This window comes from Mycobacterium cookii, from assembly GCF_010727945.1.
Lineage (GTDB): Bacteria > Actinomycetota > Actinomycetes > Mycobacteriales > Mycobacteriaceae > Mycobacterium > Mycobacterium cookii.
Map to the genome: position 1 here is coordinate 1194617 of NZ_AP022569.1, position 23009 is coordinate 1217625.

At 69.1% G+C, this 23009-nt stretch carries 21 protein-coding genes; 1 reads left to right on the forward strand and 20 read right to left on the reverse strand.

Annotation, left to right across the window (positions count from 1 at the left end; all coding sequences use genetic code 11):
• Nucleotides 1-2: 2 nt before the first annotated feature.
• The 16 genes from wag31 to G6N27_RS05860 form a co-directional block, all read right to left on the reverse strand.
• Nucleotides 3-824 carry a DivIVA-like cell division protein Wag31 gene (gene wag31, locus G6N27_RS05785; protein WP_163775479.1) on the reverse strand — a complete coding sequence of 274 codons (822 nt, stop codon included), beginning with the start codon at nt 822-824 and terminating at the stop codon, nt 3-5.
• A 245-nt stretch (nt 825-1069) separates the two neighbouring features.
• Nucleotides 1070-1360 (reverse strand): YggT family protein, encoded by a 291-nt coding sequence (locus tag G6N27_RS05790; RefSeq protein ID WP_163775480.1) that lies wholly within the window; start codon nt 1358-1360, stop codon nt 1070-1072.
• A gap of 105 nt (nt 1361-1465) precedes the next feature.
• A complete protein-coding gene (locus G6N27_RS05795) occupies nt 1466-2095 on the reverse strand; it encodes a cell division protein SepF (protein WP_163775481.1) in 630 nt (209 codons plus the stop codon).
• 13 nt (nt 2096-2108) lie between these two features.
• Nucleotides 2109-2930, reverse strand: coding sequence for a YggS family pyridoxal phosphate-dependent enzyme (locus G6N27_RS05800; RefSeq protein WP_163775482.1), 822 nt, complete (start codon nt 2928-2930; stop codon nt 2109-2111).
• Nucleotides 2927-3634 carry a peptidoglycan editing factor PgeF gene (gene pgeF, locus G6N27_RS05805; RefSeq protein WP_179963353.1) on the reverse strand — a complete coding sequence of 236 codons (708 nt, stop codon included), beginning with the start codon at nt 3632-3634 and terminating at the stop codon, nt 2927-2929. The genes G6N27_RS05800 and pgeF overlap by 4 nt, the downstream gene beginning before the upstream one ends.
• 43 nt (nt 3635-3677) lie before the next feature.
• Nucleotides 3678-4826, reverse strand: coding sequence for a cell division protein FtsZ (ftsZ, locus tag G6N27_RS05810; protein ID WP_163781407.1), 1149 nt, complete (start codon nt 4824-4826; stop codon nt 3678-3680).
• A gap of 187 nt (nt 4827-5013) precedes the next feature.
• Nucleotides 5014-5943, reverse strand: coding sequence for a cell division protein FtsQ/DivIB (locus G6N27_RS05815; RefSeq protein ID WP_163775484.1), 930 nt, complete (start codon nt 5941-5943; stop codon nt 5014-5016).
• Complete coding sequence (gene murC, locus G6N27_RS05820; RefSeq protein ID WP_163775485.1) at nt 5943-7391, reverse strand: UDP-N-acetylmuramate--L-alanine ligase; 1449 nt, start codon at nt 7389-7391, stop codon at nt 5943-5945. The genes G6N27_RS05815 and murC overlap by 1 nt, the downstream gene beginning before the upstream one ends.
• Nucleotides 7388-8659 carry an undecaprenyldiphospho-muramoylpentapeptide beta-N-acetylglucosaminyltransferase gene (gene murG / locus G6N27_RS05825; RefSeq protein WP_372512996.1) on the reverse strand — a complete coding sequence of 424 codons (1272 nt, stop codon included), beginning with the start codon at nt 8657-8659 and terminating at the stop codon, nt 7388-7390. The genes murC and murG overlap by 4 nt, the downstream gene beginning before the upstream one ends.
• Complete coding sequence (gene ftsW, locus G6N27_RS05830) at nt 8656-10185, reverse strand: putative lipid II flippase FtsW (RefSeq protein ID WP_163775487.1); 1530 nt, start codon at nt 10183-10185, stop codon at nt 8656-8658. Before ftsW ends, murG begins: the two co-directional genes overlap by 4 nt.
• An 11-nt stretch (nt 10186-10196) precedes the next feature.
• The gene (murD, locus tag G6N27_RS05835; protein ID WP_163775488.1) at nt 10197-11657 is read right to left on the reverse strand and encodes a UDP-N-acetylmuramoyl-L-alanine--D-glutamate ligase; all 1461 of its coding nucleotides are present in this window, start codon (nt 11655-11657) and stop codon (nt 10197-10199) included.
• Between the two features lies 1 nt (nt 11658).
• The gene (mraY, locus tag G6N27_RS05840; RefSeq protein WP_163775489.1) at nt 11659-12741 is read right to left on the reverse strand and encodes a phospho-N-acetylmuramoyl-pentapeptide-transferase; all 1083 of its coding nucleotides are present in this window, start codon (nt 12739-12741) and stop codon (nt 11659-11661) included.
• On the reverse strand, nt 12741-14246 hold the full coding sequence (locus G6N27_RS05845) for a UDP-N-acetylmuramoyl-tripeptide--D-alanyl-D-alanine ligase (RefSeq protein ID WP_163775490.1): 1506 nt from the start codon (nt 14244-14246) through the stop codon (nt 12741-12743). The genes mraY and G6N27_RS05845 overlap by 1 nt, the downstream gene beginning before the upstream one ends.
• A gap of 46 nt (nt 14247-14292) precedes the next feature.
• Nucleotides 14293-15855 carry a UDP-N-acetylmuramoyl-L-alanyl-D-glutamate--2,6-diaminopimelate ligase gene (locus G6N27_RS05850; RefSeq protein ID WP_163775491.1) on the reverse strand — a complete coding sequence of 521 codons (1563 nt, stop codon included), beginning with the start codon at nt 15853-15855 and terminating at the stop codon, nt 14293-14295.
• Nucleotides 15856-15939: 84 nt separating this feature from the next.
• The gene (locus G6N27_RS05855) at nt 15940-16890 is read right to left on the reverse strand and encodes an acyl-CoA dehydrogenase family protein (protein WP_163775492.1); all 951 of its coding nucleotides are present in this window, start codon (nt 16888-16890) and stop codon (nt 15940-15942) included.
• A complete protein-coding gene (locus G6N27_RS05860) occupies nt 16887-17606 on the reverse strand; it encodes a glycosyltransferase (protein ID WP_163775493.1) in 720 nt (239 codons plus the stop codon). Before G6N27_RS05860 ends, G6N27_RS05855 begins: the two co-directional genes overlap by 4 nt.
• Before the next feature lie 178 nt (nt 17607-17784).
• Between G6N27_RS05860 and G6N27_RS05865 the strand changes: the two genes are divergently transcribed.
• Nucleotides 17785-18114: a DUF732 domain-containing protein gene (locus G6N27_RS05865; protein ID WP_163775494.1), complete on the forward strand. Its 330-nt coding sequence runs from the start codon at nt 17785-17787 to the stop codon at nt 18112-18114.
• Nucleotides 18115-18116: 2 nt separating this feature from the next.
• On the opposite strand, the gene G6N27_RS05870 is transcribed toward G6N27_RS05865, so the two are convergent.
• From G6N27_RS05870 to mraZ, 4 genes are read right to left on the reverse strand one after another with little or no spacing between them, the layout of a single operon-like run.
• A complete protein-coding gene (locus tag G6N27_RS05870; protein WP_163775495.1) occupies nt 18117-20060 on the reverse strand; it encodes a peptidoglycan D,D-transpeptidase FtsI family protein in 1944 nt (647 codons plus the stop codon).
• On the reverse strand, nt 20057-21214 hold the full coding sequence (locus G6N27_RS05875; protein ID WP_163775496.1) for a hypothetical protein: 1158 nt from the start codon (nt 21212-21214) through the stop codon (nt 20057-20059). Before G6N27_RS05875 ends, G6N27_RS05870 begins: the two co-directional genes overlap by 4 nt.
• A complete protein-coding gene (gene rsmH / locus G6N27_RS05880) occupies nt 21214-22380 on the reverse strand; it encodes a 16S rRNA (cytosine(1402)-N(4))-methyltransferase RsmH (RefSeq protein ID WP_372512958.1) in 1167 nt (388 codons plus the stop codon). Before rsmH ends, G6N27_RS05875 begins: the two co-directional genes overlap by 1 nt.
• On the reverse strand, nt 22355-22786 hold the full coding sequence (gene mraZ, locus G6N27_RS05885; protein ID WP_163775497.1) for a division/cell wall cluster transcriptional repressor MraZ: 432 nt from the start codon (nt 22784-22786) through the stop codon (nt 22355-22357). The genes rsmH and mraZ overlap by 26 nt, the downstream gene beginning before the upstream one ends.
• Nucleotides 22787-23009 lie beyond the last annotated feature (223 nt).

Consider the following 23009-nt stretch of genomic DNA (forward strand, 5'->3'; position numbering starts at 1 on the left):
GCCTAGTTGGTACCCCGATTGAACTGGTTGAACCCACCGGAGTCGTTCGCGGCGGTGGAGTCGACCGGCGCAGCGGAGCCGCGCTGGCCAAGCTCTTCGAGCTGAGACTCCAGGTAGGTCTTCAGACGGGTCCGGTATTCGCGCTCGAAGGTGCGCAGTTGTTCGAGGCGGCCTTCCAGCACGGTGCGCTGCTGGTTGATCGTGCCCATGATCTCGGAGTGCTTGCGTTCGGCGTCGGCCTGCAGTGCATCGGCCTTCTCCTGGGCCTGGCGCAGCTGCGTTTCGGACCGGGTCTGCGCATCGGCCAGCAGCGCGTCGGCGCGCTGGCGGGCCTCGGACACCGTCGTCTCCGCCTCCCGGCGTGCGTCGCCCAGGATCTGGTCGGCGTTGGTGCGGGCATCGGACAGCAACTTGTCGGATTCGGCCTGGGCCTGGCTGGTCAGCCGGTCCGCGGTGTCCTGGGCCAGGCTGAGCACGCGGGCGGCCTTGATGGCCTGCTCTTCGCCGAGCGGCTGGGGCGCGGCCACCGGAGCGGCGACCGGAGCCGGCGCGGGCGTCGGCTTAACCGGCTCGGGCTCGGGCTCGTACACCGGAATCGTTTGGGTGGCTTGGGCACTGGCGCCGGCACCGGACCGAGCGCCGGCCAGCTCCTGGTCGAGCTCGTTGACCCGCTGACGCAGATCGGAGTTTTCCTCGATCAGGCGGGTCAGCTCGTTCTCGACGAGATCGAGGAACGCGTCGACCTCGTCCTCGTTGTAGCCACGCTTGCCGATCGGCGGCTTGCTGAACGCCACATTGTGGACGTCGGCTGGTGTCAGCGGCATTCGTAGCCCCCTCGAGTCTGAACGGTCAATCCGATCAGGAAAGTGTAGTGCGGGATGAACGTTATGGTAGCCATAGTGCAACTGCCGCCCATCCTGTCACACCAGACTCGCCGGTAGCCGAATCGGACCATAAATAAGACCGAATTTCACAGATTAAGAGCGGGCAAACTCACGCCTTAAGAAAGTGCCAATTGCCGGCCCCGGCAAACGGCCGCCCACGAGCTGGAACCGGGCCGGACAACCGATCAGGCGTGGTAATCCAGCGCCATGGTCATCCCGATGAAGGCCACCAGCAGCAGCACCATGATCGACAGATCGAACCGGACAGCGCCCACCGTGAGCTGCGGTATCAGCCGACGTAGCAGTTTCACCGGCGGATCGGTGACCGACATGACGATCTCGAGGAACACAACGGTAAGACCCTTGGGGTGCCAATCCCGGCTGAACGACCGGACGAACTCAATAACCACTCGCAGGATCAGCAACAGCCAAAACACGAACAGCGCATAACCGATGAGGTTCACGAACAGCGTCAACGAGAGCCCGACCTTAGTGATGAAGATGTGATCTTGGCGACAGCCCTGGCTGCAGCCAGCGGGCCGACGTCAGCCTACCGGCTCGGTCGGTGAACCGCCCTGTGTCTACTGGTAGGCGTAGAAGCCGGTCTCGGCGATCCGCCGACGCTCTTCGGGTGAGACGTCGACGTCGGCGGGCGAGAGCAGGAACACTTTGGTCGCCACCTTGTCGAACGAGCCACGCAGGGCGAACGCCAGACCGGCCGCGAAGTCGACCAGCCGCTTGGCGTCGGCGTTGTCCATCGAGACCAGGTCCATGATCACCGGAGTGCCGTCGCGGAACCGCTCGCCGATGGTGCGGGCCTCGCTGTAGTCCTTGGGCCGCAGCGTGGTGATCTTCGACAGCGGGCTGCTCTCGTCGAACATCATCGCCATCCGGCGCGGATCCATGGCCAGCGCGCCGCGGGTGGAGCCGCGCAACGAGCCGAAGCGCGGCCGTCCCAGCTCGGCGCGGTCATAGTCGGGTCCGCGGAAGCGAGGCTCCTCGGCGAAGCCGCCGCGGTAGCTGCCCGCGGCGTAGTCGCCGGGAGCATCGTCGTACTCGCGACCTTCGTAGCGACCGCCGTACCCGTCGTCGGCGAACCGCTGGCGCGGGTAGCCGCTCCGGGCCGGGGCGTGGTCGTCGTAGTACTCGTCGTCGTAGTCCTCCATCGGAGCCATGCCGAAGTAGGCCTTGACCTTGTGCAGTGTGCTCATCCCCTTGACCCTTCTACGGCTTTGGAAATTCCGGTGTCTGTGATGAAGATGTGACTGGAGTGACTATTGACGGTGACGGTAGCGGCCGTTGACCCAATAACGCGGTACCGACACGCACACACGTCGAACCATGTTTGACCGCGCTTTCCAGGTCGTTCGACATTCCGGCCGACAATCCCACCGCGTCGGGATGCGCCCCGCGCACGCGGTGATGCTCCGATTGCAGGCGCTCGAAAGCCCGGTCGGGGTCCCAGTCCAGCGGCGGAATGCCCATCAACCCAACCAGTTCCAGTGCGTCGGCGTCCTCGACCTGCGCGCATATCTCGTCGACGGCCACGGGGTCGGACATGTCGACGCCGCCGCGGGAGACGTCGCCGTCGAGGCTGATCTGGACGTAGATCTTCAGCGGTCCGCTGCGATGGCCGTCGCTCAGCGCGTCGGCGACGGCTCGGTCGAGCGCGGCGACCACCCGGGTGCTGCTGACCGAGTGGGCGGTGTGCGCCCAGTGCGCTATCGAGCGCGCCTTGTTGCGCTGAATCGTGCCGACCATGTGCCACTGCGGGCTACCCGTCGAGTCGCCCAGCAACCGTGCGACTTCGTCGACCTTGGCCGCCGCTTCCTGGTCGCGCGATTCGCCGAACGCCGAGCATCCCAATCGCGACAAAATCGCCACATCGGTTGCCGGGAAGAATTTGGTAATAGGCAGAAGTTGAATTTCGTCGAGTTTGCGCCCGGCCTCTTCGGCCGCCGCGGCCAGCCGCTGCCGTAACGCGGCCAAAGCGTCGGCCAATTCCAATTCGCGTCGCGCTGACGCGTTTACCGCCACCGCGCTCATTCCATCCACACCACCGAGGCCAGCCGCCCCGTCGGAGCGCCGCGGCGATGACTGAACAGGTTGGCGTCGTCGACCGTGCAACGCGGGTCGACGTCGATCGCGTCGACACCCAAAGCCTTGAGCTGACAAGCGATTCCGGCGCGAAGATCCAGTCCGGGCGTGCCGGTCGACGTGGTGGTGCGGCTGCCCGGCAGCGCGGCCTCGACCTCGTCGGCCATCGCCGCGGGGACCTCGTAGTTGCGACCGCTGACCGCGGGTCCCAGCAGCACCGATATGTCGGCCTCGTGCGCACCCTCGGCCACCATCGCCTCGACGGCCCGGACCACGACGCCGTCGCGGGCCCCGACCCGGCCGGCGTGCACCGCGGCGACGACGCCGGCGCGGGCGTCGGCCAGCAGCACCGGCACGCAGTCGGCGGTCACCACCGCCAGGGCCAGCCGCGGGGTGCTGGTCACCAGCGCGTCCGTCTCGTCGAGCGGCGTATCACGCGGGCCGTCGACGACCGCGACATGGTCGCCGTGCACCTGGTTCATCCACACCACCCGGTCGGCGCCCAGCCCGATCGCCTTGGACAGCCGCGCACGGTTGGACGCCACCGCGGTGGGGTCATCGCCGACATGGTCGCCGAGGTTGAAGGTGTCGAAGGGGGCCACCGAGACACCGCCCACTCGGGTCGTCGTCACACGCCTGATGCGAACACTCACCCGTTCAGTATCCCGCCGCGTCGCGGCCCGCATCGTCGCGCGACTAGCGCCGCATGAACGGCGGCACGTCGACGTCGTCGTCCTCGCCGCCGCCGATGTCGAAGCTCGCGCCGTTGGTCGGCACCGGCACGCTCACCGCGTCGACGGGCTCGAACAGGCTCGAGCTGATCTTGCCCGCTTTGCCGGGTGCGATCCCGGTGTTGGCCGCGGCGGTCGTGGCGCCGACGACCGGCTTTCGTCCCGGCCCGCTGGCGTCGAAGCCCGCGGCGATCACCGTCACCCGCACCTCGTCGCCCAGCGAGTCGTCGATGACGGTTCCGAAGATGATGTTGGCCTCCTGGTGGGCGGCGTCCTGCACCAGCGAGGCCGCCTCGTTGATCTCGAACAGCCCCAGGTCGCTACCGCCGGCGATGGACATCAGCACACCCTGCGCGCCTTCCATGGACGCTTCCAACAGCGGGGAGTTGATCGCGATCTCGGCCGCCTTGAGCGCGCGGCCGTCGCCGCGGGCCGAGCCGATACCCATCAGCGCGGTGCCCGCGCCGGACATGATGCCCTTGACGTCGGCGAAGTCGACGTTGATCAGGCCCGGCGTGGTGATCAGGTCGGTGATGCCCTGCACACCGTTGAGCAGCACCTCGTCGGCGCTGCGGAACGCGTCCATCAGCGACACCGCCGCGTCGCCCATCTGCAGCAGCCGGTCGTTGGGAATCACAATCAGGGTGTCGCAACTCTCCCGCAGCAACGTGATGCCGTTCTCGGCCTGGTTGCTGCGCCGCTTGCCCTCGAAGGAGAACGGCCGGGTGACCACACCGACCGTCAACGCACCCAGCTTGCGGGCGATCGTGGCGACGACGGGAGCGCCGCCGGTGCCGGTGCCGCCGCCCTCACCGGCGGTGACGAACACCATGTCGGCGCCGCGGAGCAGCTCCTCGATCTCGTCCTTCGCGTCTTCGGCGGCTTTCTTGCCGACCTCGGGGTCGGCGCCGGCGCCCAGCCCGCGGGTGGAGTCGCGGCCGACGTCGAGTTTGACGTCGGCGTCGCTCATCAACAGCGCCTGCGCGTCGGTGTTGATGGCGATGAACTCGACGCCCTTGAGACCCTGCTCGATCATCCGGTTGACGGCGTTGACGCCGCCGCCACCGATGCCCACGACTTTGATGACGGCCAAGTAGTTGTGCGGCGGGGTCATCATTCTGTGTTCCTCCCTGGTGGAACTGGCTCGAAGCGGACCGGCTCGGCAAACCTAAACCTCAAGTAGAGAGTTAGAGTTATGTCAAGTTGTTCGCGCAAACAGAACGGTATTGCCGCCGTGCGCACGATCGATGCAGGCGCGCCGAAGACCCGCGGGCGAATTTCGGCGATTTTCAACCAGCCGCTTACTTGACGGTGGGCAGATCCGGGCTGGAGACGTCGTAGGTGCGGCCGGGCTGGGTCAGCAGCGCCGCCAGCTTCTCCGCTTTCTCGTCGGTGCGGTCGTTGGTCCCCCAGATCACCGTGCGCCCGTCCACGAGCGTCAGCTTGATCGACGCCACCGACGGGGCGGCGATGCGGCCCACCTGCGCGGCGATCTCCGGACGCAGCGCGATCAGCACCGCGAGCGCGGCTTTGGTCGCCGGATCGGTCGGACCGGGATTGTCGACATCGATATAGGGCAACGCCGGCGGCGGTGGCCCGGTCGCGAAGTCGACGCCGTCGCGGTCGAACAGGTGCGGGCCGTCGGGAAAATCCTTGACCACCACGGGAATCCGTTCGACGACAGTGATCCGTAGCGCCGACGGATATTCGCGTTGCACCCGGACGCTGGCCACCCGGCGGATCGCGGCGACCCGGTCGGCGATGGCGTCGGTGTTGATCTGCAGCAGCGGCGTGCCCGGCCGCACCTGAGCCGCGTCGAGTACCTCGTCGCGGGTCACCGCCCCGTTGCCGCTGACGATGATGCTGCGTGCTGACATTACCGGCGTGAAGTACAGGATCAACCCGATCCCGGTGGTGATCACGACGAGCAGCAGCGATATGAGGAACAGTTTCAAACCCCGGACAGCGCCACGCGCAACGGGTTTCGACTCCGCGGTGGGCTTGCCTTTCGCTTTGCGCTTGGCTTCGCGGCGGGCTTGTTCGATCGCCACCGCACGCGCCTGCGCCTCGCGGCGTTCGGCACGTTCACGGCGCTCCCGCCGACGCGGGCCTTCGACTTCGGCGGGCTGCTCCTGCTCGCCGTCGGCGACGGTGATCGGTTCGGTCGCAGCGGATTCCGCGGCGGGTTCCTCGCTCACCTCGCCCGGTGTAGGGCCGTCCGGCTCGGTCACTACAACACCCCCGGCCGGCCCGGGGCGCTGCGATTGGCGCGCACCTGCAGCGCGGTGACGATCTCGGGCGCGAGCATGGTGACGTCGCCCGCGCCCATGGTGACGACGACATCACCCGGGCCGACCGCTTCAGCGACGGCGTGGGCAACCGAGGAGAAGTTCGGCACGTACTGGACCGGGACGCCGACATGCTCGGCGACGCTGGCTCCGCTCACCCCGGCGATGGGCTGTTCGCGAGCGCCGTAGACGTCGAGCACGAAGACCTGGTCGGCGGCGTCCAGCGCGTGACCGAATTCGGCGGCGAAAGCTTGTGTCCGTGAATACAAGTGCGGCTGGAACACCACCAGCGAACGACCGGCGCCGGTCTGCTCGAGCAGGGTGCGGACCGCATCGAGCGTCGCGCTGATCTCAGTCGGGTGATGGGCGTAGTCGTCGAAGACCCGCACCGATCCCACCGCACCGATCAACTCGAAACGCCGACGGACGCCGTCGAATCCGGCCAACCCGTCGAGCACGCATTCCGCCGGCGCGCCGACTTCGACGGCGGCCAGTAACGCGCCCAACGCATTGAGCGCCATGTGCCGGCCGGGCACCGCCAGCCGCATCACCCTCGGATGGATCTCGCCGTCCAGCTTGATGTGCGCGACCGCCCCGGTCCCCTGCTGCTCCCAGGACAACAACGTCCCGCTCAGCCCATCGCCCGACGAACCGTATCGCAGCACCCGGATCCCCAGCGCCGCAGTGCGTTCCGCCAGAGTGGCCGCGCCCGGGTCGTCGGTGCAGACGACGAGCGCGCCGCCCGGGGCGATGCGTTCGGCGAACGAGTCGAACACCGCGGTGTAGGCGTCGATGCTGCCGAAGTAGTCGAGGTGGTCGGCTTCGATGTTGGTGACGACGGCGACGTTCGGGGTGTACTCCAGCAGCGATCCGTCGCTCTCGTCGGCCTCGGCGACGAAGCAGTCGCCGCTGCCGTGATGGGCGTTGGTGCCGGCCTCGCCCAGCTCACCGCCGACCGCGAACGACGGATCCATGCCGCAGTGCTGCAAGGCCACGATCAGCATCGACGTCGTGGTCGTCTTGCCGTGCGTGCCGGTCACCATCAGCGTGGTCCGGCCGGCCATCAACTTCGCCAGCACCGCAGGCCGCAGCACCACCGGGATCCCGCGGCGGCGGGCTTCGACGAGCTCGGGATTGGTTTTCGGGATGGCGGCGTGGGTGGTGATGACGGCGGTCGCGCCGCCCGGCAGCAGATCCAGCGACGACTCGTCGTGCCCGATGCGGATCAGCGCGCCGCGGGCGCGCAGTGCGCGCACACCTCGCGACTCCTTGGCGTCCGAGCCGGACACCTGGCCGCCGCGGTCCAGCAGGATGCGGGCGATTCCCGACATACCGGCGCCGCCGATGCCGACCATGTGCACCCGCTGCAGTTCGGGGGGCAGCGCGTTCATCGGCGGGCCTGCTTCGCCAGGTCCAGCGCGGCCTGCGCCACCTGCAGCGCCGCCTCCGGGTGTCCGACCAGCGCCGCCGCCTTGGTCATCGCCGCCAACCGGGGCGCGTCGTTGAGCAGCGCGGCAACCTGGTCGGCCACGAATTGCGGCGTCAGGTCGGCGTCGGCGACCACCATGCCGCCACCGGCGTTGACCACCGGCAGCGCGTTCAGCCGCTGCTCACCGTTGCCGATCGGCAACGGCACGTAAATCGCGGGCAGACCGACGGCGGTCACCTCGGCGACCGTCATCGCCCCGGAGCGGCAGATCGCCACGTCCGCGGCGGCGTACGCCAGGTCCATCCGGTTGAGATAGGGCACCGCCACATACGGCGGATCGCCCGGCTCGGGCGCACGCAGGTCGATCGTGTTCTTGGCGCCGTGCGCGTGCAGCACCGCGACACCGGCAGCGGCCAGATCGCCGGCCGCCGCGGCCACCGCACGGTTGAGCGACGCCGCGCCCTGCGAACCACCGAACACCAGCAGCACCCGGGCGTCGTCGGCGAAGCCGAAATGCGCACGCGCCTCCGAGCGCAGGGCGGCGCGGTCCAGCGACGTGATGGCCGCGCGCACCGGGACACCGACCACTTCGGCGCGCGGCAGACCGGAATCGGGCACCGCCGAGAGCACCCGTTGCGCGCTGCGCGCACCGATCCGGTTGGCCAGCCCGGCACTGGCGTTGGCCTCGTGGATCAGCACCGGCACCCGCCGCCTGCGTCGGGCCGCGCCGCGGGCAGCCAGGTAGGCGGGCAGCGCGACGTAGCCGCCGAATCCGATCACCACATCGGCGTCGACCTTGTCGAGCACGGCGCGGGTTTGCCGGACCGCGCGCAGCACCCGTGCCGGAAGGCGGGCCAGGTCGCCGGTCAGCTTGCGGGGCAACGGAACCGGGGTGATCAGCTCGAGTGCGTAACCACGCTCGGGAACCAGCCTGGTCTCCAAGCCGCGCTCGGTGCCCAGCGCGGTGATGCGGACGTCAGGATCCAGTGCGACAAGGGCGTCGGCGACGGCCATCGCGGGCTCAACGTGGCCGGCTGTGCCGCCTCCCGCGAGCACGACCGACACCGAGCGAGGCGAGCGCGCGCCAAGCGCGGGCGCAGCGGAGCGAGTATCCGACACCGAGCGAGGCGAGCGCGCGCTAGGCGCGGGCGCAGCGGAGCGAGTATCCGGAGTATCCGACACCGAGCGAGCCGAGGACTCCCCGATTGGCTCGTTGACCGAGTCGTTCACCCGTAGCGCTGACCTTCCAGTACGCGACCTCTGCCCCGGCCGTGCCGGCCGGGGTACCGCTGTTGTGCGCCTCCATGATGCCTTCCCCCTGCCTGACCCTTGCTCGCAGACCGGGAGCTGCGACGATCCGCCTTGCGGTCAGCGGGCCGCGGCGGCTTGCTCGGCTTGGCCGGCTGGCGCTGGCTGCGCAGCCGGTCACGCAGCGCCTCCACCCGGGTCGGCGTATAGGGCGCCGGCAACGGCAGCCGCAGGATCCGGTTCATCCGGTCGTCACGCCCGGCCCGCAGCGCAGCGACGGCCTCCGGTTCGTGCCGTGCCGCGTTCGCCATCATGCCGATCATCAAAAGTGTTGTCGCCGTTGATGTTCCGCCCGCCGAGATAAGGGGCAGCTGAATGCCGGTCACCGGCAGCAGGCCGATCACATACCCGACGTTGATGAATGACTGGCCGATCACCCACATCGTGGTGGTGGCGGTCAGCAGCCGCAGGAACGGGTCGGCCGACCGGCGCGCGATCCGCATGCCGGTGTAGGCGAACAGACCGAACAGCGCGAGCAGGCCGAGCGCGCCGACGAGGCCGAGTTCTTCGCCGATGATCGCGAAGATGAAGTCGTTGTGCGCGTTGGGCAGGTAGTTCCACTTCGCGGTGCCCTGCCCCAGACCGTCGCCGAAGACACCGCCGTTGGCCAGCGCGTACTTCGCCTGCCTGGCCTGATATCCGGAGTCCTGCGGGTCCTGGCCGGGGTCCAGCCACGACCGCACCCGGTCGGAGCGGTAGCCGGCGGACACCGCCAGGATCGCTCCGGCGACGATCGCGGCGAACAGCGAGCTCAGGAAGACCCGCAGCGGCAGACCGGCGTACCAGAGCAGACCCAGCAGGATGATGCTCAGCGACACCGTCTGGCCGAGGTCCGGCTGAGCGACGATGAGGGCCAGCGCGATGACCGCCGCCGGCACCAGCGGAATCAGCATCTCCCGCAGCGTGGCGCGTTCCATGCGCCGAGCGGCCAGCAGGTGTGCGCCCCAGATCGCGAAGGCGATCTTGGTCAGCTCCGATGGCTGCATCGAGAACCCGGCGATGACGAACCAACCACGGGATCCGTTGGCTTCCTTACCGATTCCCGGGATCAACACCAGCACCAGCATGACGATCGTCGTCGCGAAGCCGGTGAATGCCATGCGCCGCATGAACCGCACCGGCAGCCGCAACGCCAGGTAGCAGGCACCGAGGCCGACGATCGTCCAGAGCACCTGGCGGCCGAAGATGGTCCACGCCGACCCGTCGTCGTCGTAGGACCGAACCCCGGACGCCGACAGCACCATGATCAGGCCCAGCGTGGTCAGCAGCGCGGCGATCGCGATGATCAGGTGGAACGACGTCATCGGCCGGTTCAGCCAGGCCCCGAACCGGGTCCGCGGTTCGGCAGGCGCCTTGGCGACGGTCTCCGATGCGGCCTGCGGTGTGTCGTCGGTCGACTGGTCGCCGTTGCTTCCCCGGCGCAACAGCCGGGCCAGTGCGCTCTTCACCCGGCCGCTACTTACGGCGTCGCGCGCACGGCGGCCGCGAACGCATCACCGCGGTCCGCATAGCCGGTGAACTGGTCGAAGGAGGCACCGGCCGGCGCGAGGAGCACTGTGTCGCCGGGACCGGCCAGCTCGCGTGCGGCGGCCACGGCGGCGTTCATCACGCGAGCGCCGATGGTCTCGTCAGACGAAGGGGCCACTTTTGTCGCATAGGCAACAGGAGACTCAGCAGTCGCATGCATATCAACATCCTCGCCTGCGATAACCTGGACGACCGGCACATCCGGGGCGTGTCGCGATAACGCCTCGGCAACCATCGCCCGGTCGCGGCCGATCAGCACCGCTCCGACCAGCCGCGATGCGACCCTGGCGACGGTCTCGTCCACCGATGCGCCCTTCAGCAGCCCCCCGGCGATCCACACCACCCGCGGGTAGGCGAGCAACGACGCCTCGGCGGCGTGTGGGTTGGTGGCCTTGGAGTCGTCGACGTAGGTGATCTGGTCGACGACGGCCACCCGCTCGGCGCGATGCCGGCCGACCCGGAACGACGCCAGCGCCGCCGCGATCGCGTCGGCGGGCACGTCGACGCTGCGGGCCAAGGCGGCAGCCGCCAACGCGTCCAGCACGCCCACCGGGCCGGGCACCGCGATCGACGAGACCGCGGCCAGCGGCAGGTCGTCGGCGAAGGCCCGGTCGACCAGCATGCCGTCGTGCACGCCGAGTTCCCCGGCCGTCGGCTCGCCGAGCCGGAACCCGACCCGCCGCGGAGCCGTCGACGCCGACAGCAGCGCGGCCGCGTGCGGGTCGTCGAGCCCGGCCATCGCGACCCGGCCACGCAGCACGCCCGCTTTCGCGGCGGCGTAGTCGGCGAAGGTGCCGTGCCAGTCCAGATGGTCGTCGGCGATGTTGAGCACGACGCCGGCCTCGGGCCGCAGCGACGGCGCCCAGTACAGCTGGAAGCTGGACAGCTCGACGGCCAGCAACTCGGCGGGCTCGTGCAACACGTCTAGCACCGGGTCACCGATGTTGCCGCACAGCCGGCTGCTGCGGCCCGCGGCGACGAGCATCGCGTGCAGCATCGACGTCGTGGTGGTCTTGCCGTTGGTGCCGGTGACGGTCAGCCAGCGCCGCGGCGGGCCGTAGCGGCCGGCCTGGTCGAGTCGCCACGCCAATTCGATGTCGCCCCAGACCGGCACACCTGCCGCTGCGGCGGCGACAGGCACCGGCGCGGTCGGCGGGAACCCTGGGCTGACGACCAGCAGCGCGTGGTCGGCGATGTGGTCGACGGCGGTCGCGGAATCGACAGTCGCCGTGCCGGCGTCGGCGAACTGCTGACGGGTGGCCGGATCGTCGTCGCACAGTGTCGCCGTCGCGCCGATCTCGGCGAGCGCCGTCAGGACCGCGCGCCCGGTGACTCCGCCGCCCGCGACCAGCACCGACGCTCCGGCCACCAATGGCCCAAGCGTAGGTGTCATGTCACCCGCCGCCGGTCGCCGCGAGCCACTCGCTGTAGAACAACGCCACACCCAGGCCGCAGCTGATCGCGGTGAGCAGCCAGAACCGGATGATCACCGTGGTTTCGGCCCAGCCGGCCAACTCGAAATGATGGTGGAACGGCGCCATCCGGAACACCCGGCGGCCGGTGGTGCGGAACGCCAGAATCTGGATCACCACCGAGACGATCTCGGCGACGAACAGCGAGCCGAGCACCACCGCAAGGATTTCCGTTCGGCTGGTCACCGAGATGCCGGCGATGATGCCGCCCAACGCCAGCGATCCGGTGTCGCCCATGAAGATCTTGGCCGGCGCGGCGTTCCACCACAGGAACCCGATGCACGCGCCCGCCGTCGCCGCCGCGATGATCGCCAGGTCCAGCGGGTCGCGCACGTTGTAGCAGCCCAGGCCGGGCGCCGTCGCACACGCGTTGCGGTACTGCCAGAACGTGATCAACACGTAGGCGGCGGTGACCATGGCCATCGATCCGGCGGCCAGGCCGTCGAGGCCGTCGGTGAAGTTGACCGCGTTGGACCAGGCACTGACGATGATCACGCAGAACAGCACGAAAATCGCGGGAGCCAGTGTGACGGTCGCGATTTCGCGCACGTAGGACAGGTCGGAAGTGCCCGGCGTCAGGCCCACGTCGTTGCGGAATTGCAAGACGAGGATGCCCACCAGGACCGCGGCGGTGATCTGGCCGACGGTCTTGGCGGTCTTGTTGAGTCCGAGGTTGCGGGCGCGGCGGATCTTGATCAGGTCGTCGACGAAGCCGACCGCGCCCAGCGTGGTGGCCAGGAACAACACCAGCAGGCCGGACGCCGACGGGCCCTCGCCGTTGAACGCCAGACCGGCCAGGTGGGTGCCGAGGTAGCCGGCCCAGATGCCGGCCAGGATCGCCACGCCGCCCATCGAGGGCGTCCCGCGCTTGGTCTGGTGGCTCGGCGGCCCGTCCTCGCGGATCTCGTGGCCGAAACCCTGCCGGTTGAACAGCCGGATCAGCATCGGGGTCAACAGGATGGACACCGCCAGCGAGATGCCGACGGCGATGAGGATGTCGATCATTAGCTGCGGCCCCGCCCCTCAACGGCCGAGTCGGCCAGCGAATCGGCCAGCGCCCCGAGGCCTGCGGCGTTGGAGGCCTTCACCAGCACCACGTCGCCGGGCTGCAGCTCAGCCCGCAGCACGGCCAGGGCGGCGTCGGCGTCCGCGGCGGCGACGGCCCACGAGCCTTCCATGACCGCGCCCTGGTGCATGGCGCTCATAGACCTCCCCGTTCCGACGACAATGAGTCGAGACACATCTAATCGCACTGCCAGTCGGCCGATGCGGTCATGCTCGGATATCGCGTCGTCACCGAGCTCGGCCATCTCGCCCAGCACCGCCCAGCTACGACGCTTTCCGGCGGGGTCGGCCCCGCCTGCCGCCGAAATCCAAGCGAGTGCCTGCAGCCCGGCCCGCATCGAGTCGGGGTTGGCGTTGTAGGCGTCATCGATGATCGTCACGCCGTCGGCGCGGGTGCTCACCCGCATCCGGTGCCCGGACACCGGGCCCGCGTCGGCCAGCGCGGTCGCGACCTGCTGCAGGGTGGCGCCGCATTCCAGGGCGACGGCGGCCGCGCAAAGCGCGTTGCCGACCTGGTGGTCGCCGTGCACGGCCAGCGTGACGTCGACGGCGGCGTCACCGGCGTGCAGCGCGAACTGCGGCCTGGCCAGCTCGTCGAGCGTCACCGGCCCGGCCCACACGTCGGCGTGGTGCTGCCTGCTGACCCGCACCACCCGGGCCGCGGTCACCTCGGCCATTGCGGCCACAGCCGGGTCGTCGGCATTGAGCACGACCACCCCGGAGCGCGGAACCGCTTGCGGCAGTTCAGATTTTGTCTTCGCAATGGCGTCACGTGAGCCGAATTCACCCAGATGCGCGGTGCCGACGTTGAGCACCACCCCGATGGTCGGCGGTGCGATCGCGGCCAGCGCGGCGATGTTGCCGAGATGACGAGCGGACAATTCCAGAATCAGATAGTCGGTGCTGGCGGTCGCGCGCAGCACCGTCCACGGGTGCCCCAGCTCGTTGTTGAACGACCCGGGCGGCGCGACCACCTCGCCCAGTGGTGCGAGCACGGCCGCCAGCAGGTCTTTCGTCGACGTCTTGCCCGACGAGCCGGTGACCCCGACGATGGTCAGCCCGCCGGCCACCAGCTCGGCGGCCACCGCGGCGGCCAGCTTGGCCAGCGCCGCCAGCACCGCCGCCCCCGACCCGTCGGTGTCGTGCTCGAGCACACCCGCGCCGCTTCCGGCGACCTTTGGGTCAGGCTTGACCACGATCGCGGGCACCCCGACCGGCCGGGCGGCCAAGACCGCGACCGCCCCGGCTTCCACCGCCGAGGCCGCATGTTCGTGCCCGTCGGCGCGAGCGCCGGGCAACGCCAGGAACAATCCGCCGGAAGTGACTTTGCGCGAGTCGAATTCGACGGTGCCGGTAACGTGCAGGGCGGCCGCGTCCTCGGCGGAGATGTCCACCAGTTCGCCGCCGACGATGTCGGCGATCTGCGCGACGGTGAGGTCGATCATCTGCGCCGCTCCTCCCCATCGCTGCGCACTGCATCGTCGCCGGCGGTCATTTTGGCAACGCCTCGAGTGCGGCGGCGAGTTCGATCCGGTCGTCGAAGGGCTGGGTCTGCCCATCGCGGGTCTGGCCGGTTTCGTGGCCCTTGCCCGCGATCAGCACCACGTCACCGGCCGCCGCCCAGGCCACCGCGTGGTCGATGGCCTCACGGCGGTCGCCGATCTCGACGATGTCCGCGGCCGTGCCGGCTTCGGCTGCGCCGGAGAGGATTTCGCGGCGGATCGCCGCCGGGTCCTCGCTGCGGGGGTTGTCGTCGGTCACGACCACCAGGTCGGCCAGTTCGGCAGCGACCCGCCCCATCGGTGCACGCTTGCCTGCATCACGGTCACCGCCGGCCCCGAACACCACGGCAAGCCGGCCGCCCGGGCGGCGTACCGATCGCAGCACCTCCTGCAGCGCACCGGGCTTGTGCGCGTAGTCGACCAGCGCCAGAAAGCTCTGGCCGCGGTCGATCTGCTCGAGCCGGCCGGGAACGTGCGTGTGCCTGAGTCCGGCCGACGCCTGCTCGGGCGACACCCCGACGATGTCCAGAACCGCCAGCGCGACAAGACAATTGGCGACGTTGTAGGCGCCGGGTAATGCAATCCCCAGCCGGTGGTGGACGCCGGCCGGGTCGACCGCGGTGAATTCCTGGGCCCCGGCTTCGGCTGCGACGTCCTCGGTACGCCAATCCGCCGGCCGGCCGTGTGTGCTGACCGTGGTCGCGGATCCGGCGCGATTGGCCATCGCGCGGCCCGCGTCGTCGTCGACACAGACCACCGAACGCGCGGCGTGCAGCGGCGATGCCGGGTCGAACAATCGTGCCTTGGCGTCGAAGTAGTCCTCCATGGTCGGGTGAAAGTCGAGATGATCGCGGGACAAGTTGGTGAATCCTGCGACGGCAAAGCGGATCCCGTCGACGCGGCCCAGGGTCAGCGCGTGGCTGGACACCTCCATCACCACGGTGTCGACACCGCGCTCGGCCATTACCGCGAGCAGAGCCTGCAGTGCGGGCGCCTCAGGCGTGGTCAGCGTGCTCGGGATGTCGGCGCCGTTGATGCGCAGACCGACGGTGCCGATCAGCCCCACGGTCCGGCCGGCCGACCGCAGACCGGCTTCGATCAGATAGGTCGTCGTCGTCTTGCCCGAGGTGCCGGTGATGCCGACGACGGTCAGGTGTTCGGACGGACGTCCGTACACGGTCGCGGCGAGTTCGCCCAGCACGCTGCGGGGTTGGGGGTGCACCAGCACCGGCACCGCGGCGGCGTCGTCGGCGAGCCCCGTCAGGCCGGCCGCATCGGTGAGCACCGCGACGGCCCCGCCGTCTAGCGCGTCACGGTAGAACCGGGCGCCGTGCGTTGAGCTACCCGGCAGCGCGGCAAACAGGTCCCCCGGCTGGACATCCTGGGCGCGCAACGTCACACCGGTGATCTGGACGTCCGGCCCCTTGGCCGAAACCGCGCCCACCTGCGCGGCGAGCGTCGAAAGCAGCACACCCACGCCGGTGGAAGGACGCAGCGCAGCGGGCACCGGTATCACTCCCCTCCTGCGTAAACGGACTGCTCGATCGGCCATGACACTACCGAGCCGACGCGGTTCGACCCGCGCAGGAACCGCGGCGACGCCGAGCAGGCAGACACCGGCACGCCCAGGCTCGGCTCAGCCGTCGGCGTGTTCCGCGGCCGCAAGAGATCCCAGGACGGCGAGGTCACGCTCGGCATGGCTCTGTCTGACGTAGACGGTCAGGTCCGCGACGGCGCGAGCGTGTCGCGCGTCGAGGCACAGCGGCCCCGGTCCCAGCGCCCGATCCGTTCGGATGAGCGCCTCGTCAGCCGCCTTCTCGACAACCGCGCGGACGCGTCTGGCCCGCAGTTCGGCCAGCCCCAACTGATTCAACGGGTCTGCGTCGACGTGCTCGGCGGTCGCCGCCAATGCCGCCTCGGCGGCGGTGATCGCGGCGTCGACTGCACCAAGATGGGCCAGCAGGTGCTCGTTGGCCGAACGTCTGGCCGCGCGCTCGTAGAGCGGCGCAGCGACCGCTCGGGCACCGCCAAGCCAGCACGCCGCGACACCGATGGCGCCGAACCAGAAGCCAGGCCGACTCAGATAGTCGCCCGGGCCGCCGACCGCAACCGCGGGCGCGCCGCCGAATTCCACTGACCTGGTGTCACTTTCGGCCATGCCGGCATTACGCCAGGTCGGTTCGAGTGCCCGCACCGCATCGTCGGCCAGATCGACGGCGAACAACCCACCTCTCCCATCGCCCAGTCGGGCAGTGACCAGCGCATGCGTACACAGCCCGGCGCCCGAACACCATGCCTTGCGGCCCTCGAGAACCACCACGTCACCTGCAACGTGGGCGGTGACGACCGCGTCGGGGGCTTCGGCAGCCCAGACGCCCCACAACTCACCGGCACACGGCAACGGGCCGCCGAGTTCGTCCAGGATGGCGGCTGCGTCGGTGTGTGCCTCCGCCAACCGTCCTGCGACGATGTCGATTTCGGTCAACTGGGCGAGCCGACGCCAGCGCTGCGCGGTTTCACCTGAACCCGGCAACGGCAGCTGCAGTCGACCGGCCCGGAGCCACTCGAGCACCAGAGCCTCGGTCATGACACCTCGTCCGCCCTGTCGCCGGGGCCCGCCACTTCTTGCGAGACTTCCGCGAGGTGATCGGCAAAGCCGCCGGGGGCCCGTCCTCGCCGACGGTCCGAGGTGGTGACCCACAGCTGGTCGTCCCAGTGCACGCGGAACCCGCCGGCCTGAAAACGTTCGACCAGGTCGACGTCTTCCCCACTGGCCAGCGCGGCGAACCCGCCAACGCGCCAATACGCTTCGGACCGAAATCCCATGTTGGCCCCATGGATGTGCTCGTGACGCGATGCCTCGGCGCGGTAGCGCGCCTCGTAGAGTTCGGCGGCCTCCTTGGAGTGATTGCGCCACTGCCCCACCCGGACGAGGCCCAGGACCATGTCTGCCGAACTGCCGAGTTGACGCGCCAGCCAATCGTGACCCACTGCGGTGTCGGCGTCCGTGGTGGCGTACCACGTCCGCGCGCCCACGCCGTCGAGCTCTGACGCCGCATACCGGAAGCCAGCGGCGCGCGCGGCGCCGACGTTGCGCTCGTCGACCGCCACGAAGTGAACGTCGGGGCCGAAGTGCCCGGCGAGGTCGCCGCTCTCGTCATCGCATGCATCGAGGACCACGACGACCGCCGTGGGCATGGCAGCCGCGATCGCGGCCGTCCGGATTGCGCCCACACTCCGGGACAACGCCGCGAATTCGTTGTGCGCGGGCACGACGACAACCACGCCTACCTGACCTGTCACGCCGGAGATGTAGCCGTTACCGCATGGTTTGACACCCAGACCGCGGCTCGAACGGCGACAGGTGTTCAACCCCGATCAGGAACACCTCAACGAGCACACAGAGAGCCTTAAGCCAAGATGGCCATAATCTGAACTATAGTCATCTCAAAGATGAACGCAGAGTGAACAGGGGTCCGTCATGATCGGAAAAGTGCTGGTTGGTGCAGTTGGAGCCGCCGCGTGTATTGGTTTGGCCGCCCCGGCCGGCGCCAGCACCCCGCAGGACTTCTTGGCCGCCGCACGGGCGGCGGGCGTCACCGGGTCGGATCCGGGGATGCTGGCAGACGGCTACGACGTGTGCTGGCAACTGTGGAATCAGCACGCCCCCGGCACCCAGGTGGCCGCGGGCCTGGTGCGCGACCATCCAACGCTGACCAGCGACCAAGCGGGACATTTCGTGCTGGCCGCATACAACGACCTGTGCCCGGTGCCCGGCGCGTACGACTACTGGGCTTACAGCACCAGCTGATATCAGCCGGCCTGCAGCGTCAGCGGCGGACCCGGATCGGGTGATAGCGGGACGTTGCCACGCTGCAGCAGCCACCCCGCGATGTTGTGGAACAGCGGAGCCGCCGAGTGGCCGGGGGTCCCGTCGGCGTTGGTCGCCGGGTTGTCCATCATGACGCCGATCACGTAGCGCGGGTCGTCAGTGGTGGCCATGCCGGCGAAGGTGATCCAGTAGACGTTGTCGTAGTAGCAGCCGCACGCCGGGTTGATCTGCTGCGCGGTGCCGGTCTTGCCGGCCAATTGATAGCCCTCGACGGCGGCGGCCGGACCGGTGCCCTGCTGCACGCCTCTCGGATCGCGTTGCACGACGGCACGCAACATGTTGCGCACGGTTCGCGCGGTCTCCGGCGACACCACCCGCACGCCCTCCGGGCGCGCCTCTTCGGTGCGGGCGCCGTCCGGTCCGATGGTGGCCTTGATGATTCGCGGCGGCATCCGCACGCCGTCATTGGCGATCGCCTGGTACATCCCGGTCATCTGCAGCAGGGTCATCGAAAGGCCTTGGCCGATCGGCAAGTTGGAGAACGTGCTGCCCGACCACTGATCGATCGGCGGCACCAGCCCGGCGCTTTCACCGGGCAGACCGACCCCGGTGCGCTGGCCGAGCCCGAATTTCCGCGCCATGTCATACCAGCGCTGCGGTCCAACGCGCTGCGCCAGCATCAGCGTGCCGACGTTCGACGACTTACCGAACACCCCGGTGGTCGTGTAGGGCGCAACGCCGTGGCCCCATGCATCGTGCACGGTGACCCCACCCATGTTGATGGTGCCCGGAACCTGCAGCACCTCATCGGGATTGGTCAACCCGTATTCGATCACCGAGGAGGCGGTGACGACCTTGTTCACCGACCCGGGCTCGAACGGCGACGACACCGGCAGGTCGCCGAGTTGCTTGTTGCCCTGGCGCCCGATGTCCTGGGACGGATCAAAGGTGTTGTCGTTGCTCATGGCCAGCACTTCACCCGTCTTGGCGTCGAGTACCACCGCCGAGACATTGCGGGCGCCGGAGAGATTCTTCGCCTGCTGCACCTGCTGCTGCACGTAGAACTGGATGTCGTCGTCGATGGTGAGCTGGACCGTCGAGCCGTTGGCCGCCCGGTGCTGGTTGCGGTAGCTGCCGGGGATGACCACGCCGTCGGAACCGCGGTCGTAGGTGACCGACCCGTCGGTGCCGGCCAGCTCGGCGTCCATCGAATCCTCCAGGCCGAGCAGACCGTGCCCGTCCCAGTCGATTCCGCCGACGACGTTGGCCGCCAGCGAACCACCCGGATACTGGCGCAGGTCTTGGCGCTCGGCGCCGATCTCGGGGAATTTCGTGGTGATCGCCGTCGCGATGGCCGGGTCGACGGCGCGGGCGAGATAGACGAACGTCTCGTCGCTGCGCAGCTTCTTCAGCAGGGTGGCCTTGTCCGGCTTGTTGTTCAGCCGCTGCGCGATGTCCTTGGCGATGTCGTTCAGCCGCTGCTGCGGATCAGGGGCTTTCGCGTTCTTTTGTTTGGCGTCGGCCAGCTGTTTGTGAATTCGCTTGGGCTGGAAGGTCAGCGCTCGGGCCTCGATGGTGAAGGCCAGTTGGTTGTTGTTGCGGTCGACGATGCTGCCGCGCACGGCTTTTTCGACGTCGGTGACCTTGAGTTGCCCCGCCGCCTCCGCACGCAGTCCGGACGCGCGCGGCACCTGCAGATAGAACAATTGCGCACCGGCGACCAGCAATGCCAGGAAGATGACACCGTTGCCGACTCTGTGCCGGAAAACGAACGAGGCACCGCGATTGCCGATCTCGACCGCCTGGCGGGTACGACGTTCGTGGGCCGAATGGCCGGATGAATTCGCCTTGGCCTGAGCATGTTTCGGCTTGCGGGCTGGGCCGGGACGCGACTGCCGCTTGGCTGACCGATCGGCGCGGCTCACCGTGCGACGCCCGGCGCGGTCACGGTGAGGGGACCGAACTGTTCCCCGTTGAGCGGTGCGGACGGCGCGACGTGGTGCGGCGTTCCCGGCACGTCGACCGCCGGCGCCGGCGCCGGCGCGACGAGCGGAACCGGCGTGGGCGCAAGGGCCGGCGGCGGCACCGCGGCGGCCGGCGGCAGGGCCGCCGCGCCCGGGGCCGGTCCAGGCGCGGTCTGCACACCCGGCAAGGGCTGCACGGGCAGCACAGGCTGCACGGGCACCGGTCCGGCTCCGGGCATCGGGAGCGGGGCGTCAGGCGCGGGAAGGTGTTGCGGGCCCACGGTGGTCGCGCCGTCCGGGGTGCGGACCATGACGTCGGGACCGGGTGCCAGCGGAACCAGCGGAGCACCGTTACCGGGCAGCACCAGTCCCGGCACCTCGACCGGGATTCCCGGCGGAGCCGCGGGCGGGGCCGGCTTTTCGTCGGGCAGTTTGGTGTTGAGCGGTGGCGGCGGAACCCCTTGCGCCGGCTTCGGGGTGCCGACGACCACCCAGTTGCCGGCAGGGTCTTTGACCAGATGCGCGGTGTCCCGGGTCGGGATCATCCCGAGTCCACGAGCAGCCTCGGCCAGCGCCGGAGCGGACTGGGCTTCCTGCACGTCGCGTTCGAGCGCTTCCTTTTGCTGCTGCAACAGCTCGGTCCGCTGCCGGGCGCTGCCGAGCTGATACGACCGCTCGGCGGCGTCGGTGGACAGCCACAGCGTCAGACCGAGGCCGGCGCCGAGCGAGCCGATCACCAGCACCACGAACGGGACCTTGGCCGCCAAGGTGCGCGGCCGCAGGTCGATCGACGCCAGCCGGTCGAGCAGACGTTCCCGCAGTGGCGGCCGAACAACTTTGGGTGCCTTGGCCTTACGCGCCTTGGCACGAGCCTTGGCCTGCTTTGCACTCTTCGGCCGGACCGGACGATCGACGGGCCGTGCGACCGGCGAGGTCTGCGGCGCGGATCGCGACGTCCGTGGCTCGCGGGCGGGCGCGGTGGCCTTCCCGGAACGCGGCCTGCGGCGCGCCGCCGACGCATCGGCAGCCCGCAGCCCGGTCTTTCGGGAAGCTGTGTTCTGCTCGCGACGCCGATCGCCGGCGCGGGTTGTTTTCGCTTCACGTTTGGCCTTCATCAGCCTCCCTTCCTCGCTGGCTCGGACGTGGCGCGGACACGCTCCAGAGCACGCAGTCGCACCGCGGCGCTGCGCGGATTCCGCTGGATCTCCGCGTCGTCGGCACGCTCGGCGCCGCGGGTCAGCAACGTGAATTGCGGTGCGTGGCCGGGCAATTCGATGGGCAGATCCGATGGCGTTCCCGACGTGGTCGCCGCCGCGAAGGTCCGCTTGACGATCCGGTCCTCGAGCGACTGGTAGGCCATCACCACGACTCGTCCGCCGACCCTCAACGCGCCCAGGGCCGCGGGCAGGGCAGCGCTCAACGCATCAAGCTCGCCGTTGACCGCGATGCGCAACGCCTGGAACGTCCGCTTGGCCGGATGCCCGCCGGTGCGCCGGGCCGGCGCCGGAACCGCTTGGTAGATAACCTCGACCAGTTCGGCGGTCGAGGTGAAAGGGGTCCGGGCGCGGCGTCGCACGATATGGGTGGCGATGCGGCGCGCCAACTTCTCTTCGCCGAATCGACGCAGAATGCCGGTCAGTTCGGCTTCGTCGTAGCTGTTGAGGATCTCGGCCGCGGTCAGCTCCGAGGTGGGATCCATCCGCATGTCCAGCGGCGCGTCGTGGGCGTAGGAGAAGCCCCGCTCGACGCGGTCGAGCTGCATGGACGAGACGCCGAGGTCGAAGAGGATGCCATCGACGGATTCGGTTGTGCCATAGCCTGATTCGGCCAGAGCGGTGCCGATCCCGTCATAGCGGGTCTGCACCAGGGTCAGCCGGTCGGCGAAGCGTGCGAGCCGCCCCCGCACGATGTCCAACGCGGTCGGGTCGCGGTCGACGCCAAGCACGCGCAGCCCGGGAAGTTCGGTGAGGAACCGTTCGGCGTGCCCACCGGCGCCAATGGTCGCATCGACCAGCACGGCGCCTGATCCGTCGGGACGGTGGCGCGTCAACGCGGGGTGCAACAGGGCGAAGCAGCGGTCGAGCAGTACCGGGATGTGGCCGAAATCGCCAGTGACGTCAGGCATGACAACACCCTCCCGACGTGAGAATGGGCGGGCCGTTGCATCGAGGTCCCTGTCCGATAGCACGAACCTGGCGTTGGGGAAGTACGTCAGGGTCGGTTCGGGCAGAGGCCACGATGCACGGGCACGCGCCTCAAATAATGTCGCCGAGTGCTTCATCGCTGGCCGCGGAGAAGTTCTCTTCGTGGGTCTCTTGGTATTCCTGCCAGGCCTGCGCATCCCAAATCTCCAGGTAGTCAACCGATCCGATCACCACGCAGTCCTTGGACAGGTGCGCGTAGCGGCGGTGGTCGGCCGACAGGGTGATGCGGCCCTGGGCGTCGGGATGCTGTTCGTCGGTGCCGGCGGCCAGGTTACGCAGGAACGCCCGCGCCTCCGGATTGCTTCGCGAGGCCTTACTGGCCCGGCGGGCCAGTTGTTCGAATTCCGCCCGCGGGTAGACCGCAAGGCTGTGGTCTTGACTCTTGGTAACCATCAGCCCTCCTGCCAGCGCGTCGCGAAACTTGGCGGGCAATGTCAGCCGCCCTTTGTCGTCGAGCTTGGGCGTGTAGGTGCCGAGAAACATCTGGCCACCTCCACGCCTTTCGACTTCGCCCACCATACCCCACATTCCCCCACTGCGCTCCATTTAACGACACGAATGTCACCGTTTGGCGTCGTTTCAGCAGGATCTCGGCCACCATCACGGTTGCGGCAACAGCTAGTGGCGCGAAATCTGGCTGTCGAAATGATCGCTGAGCTGCGGGTATCAGCCGAGTGGGGCGTAGTGGGTCAATGTCGCCGCTCGG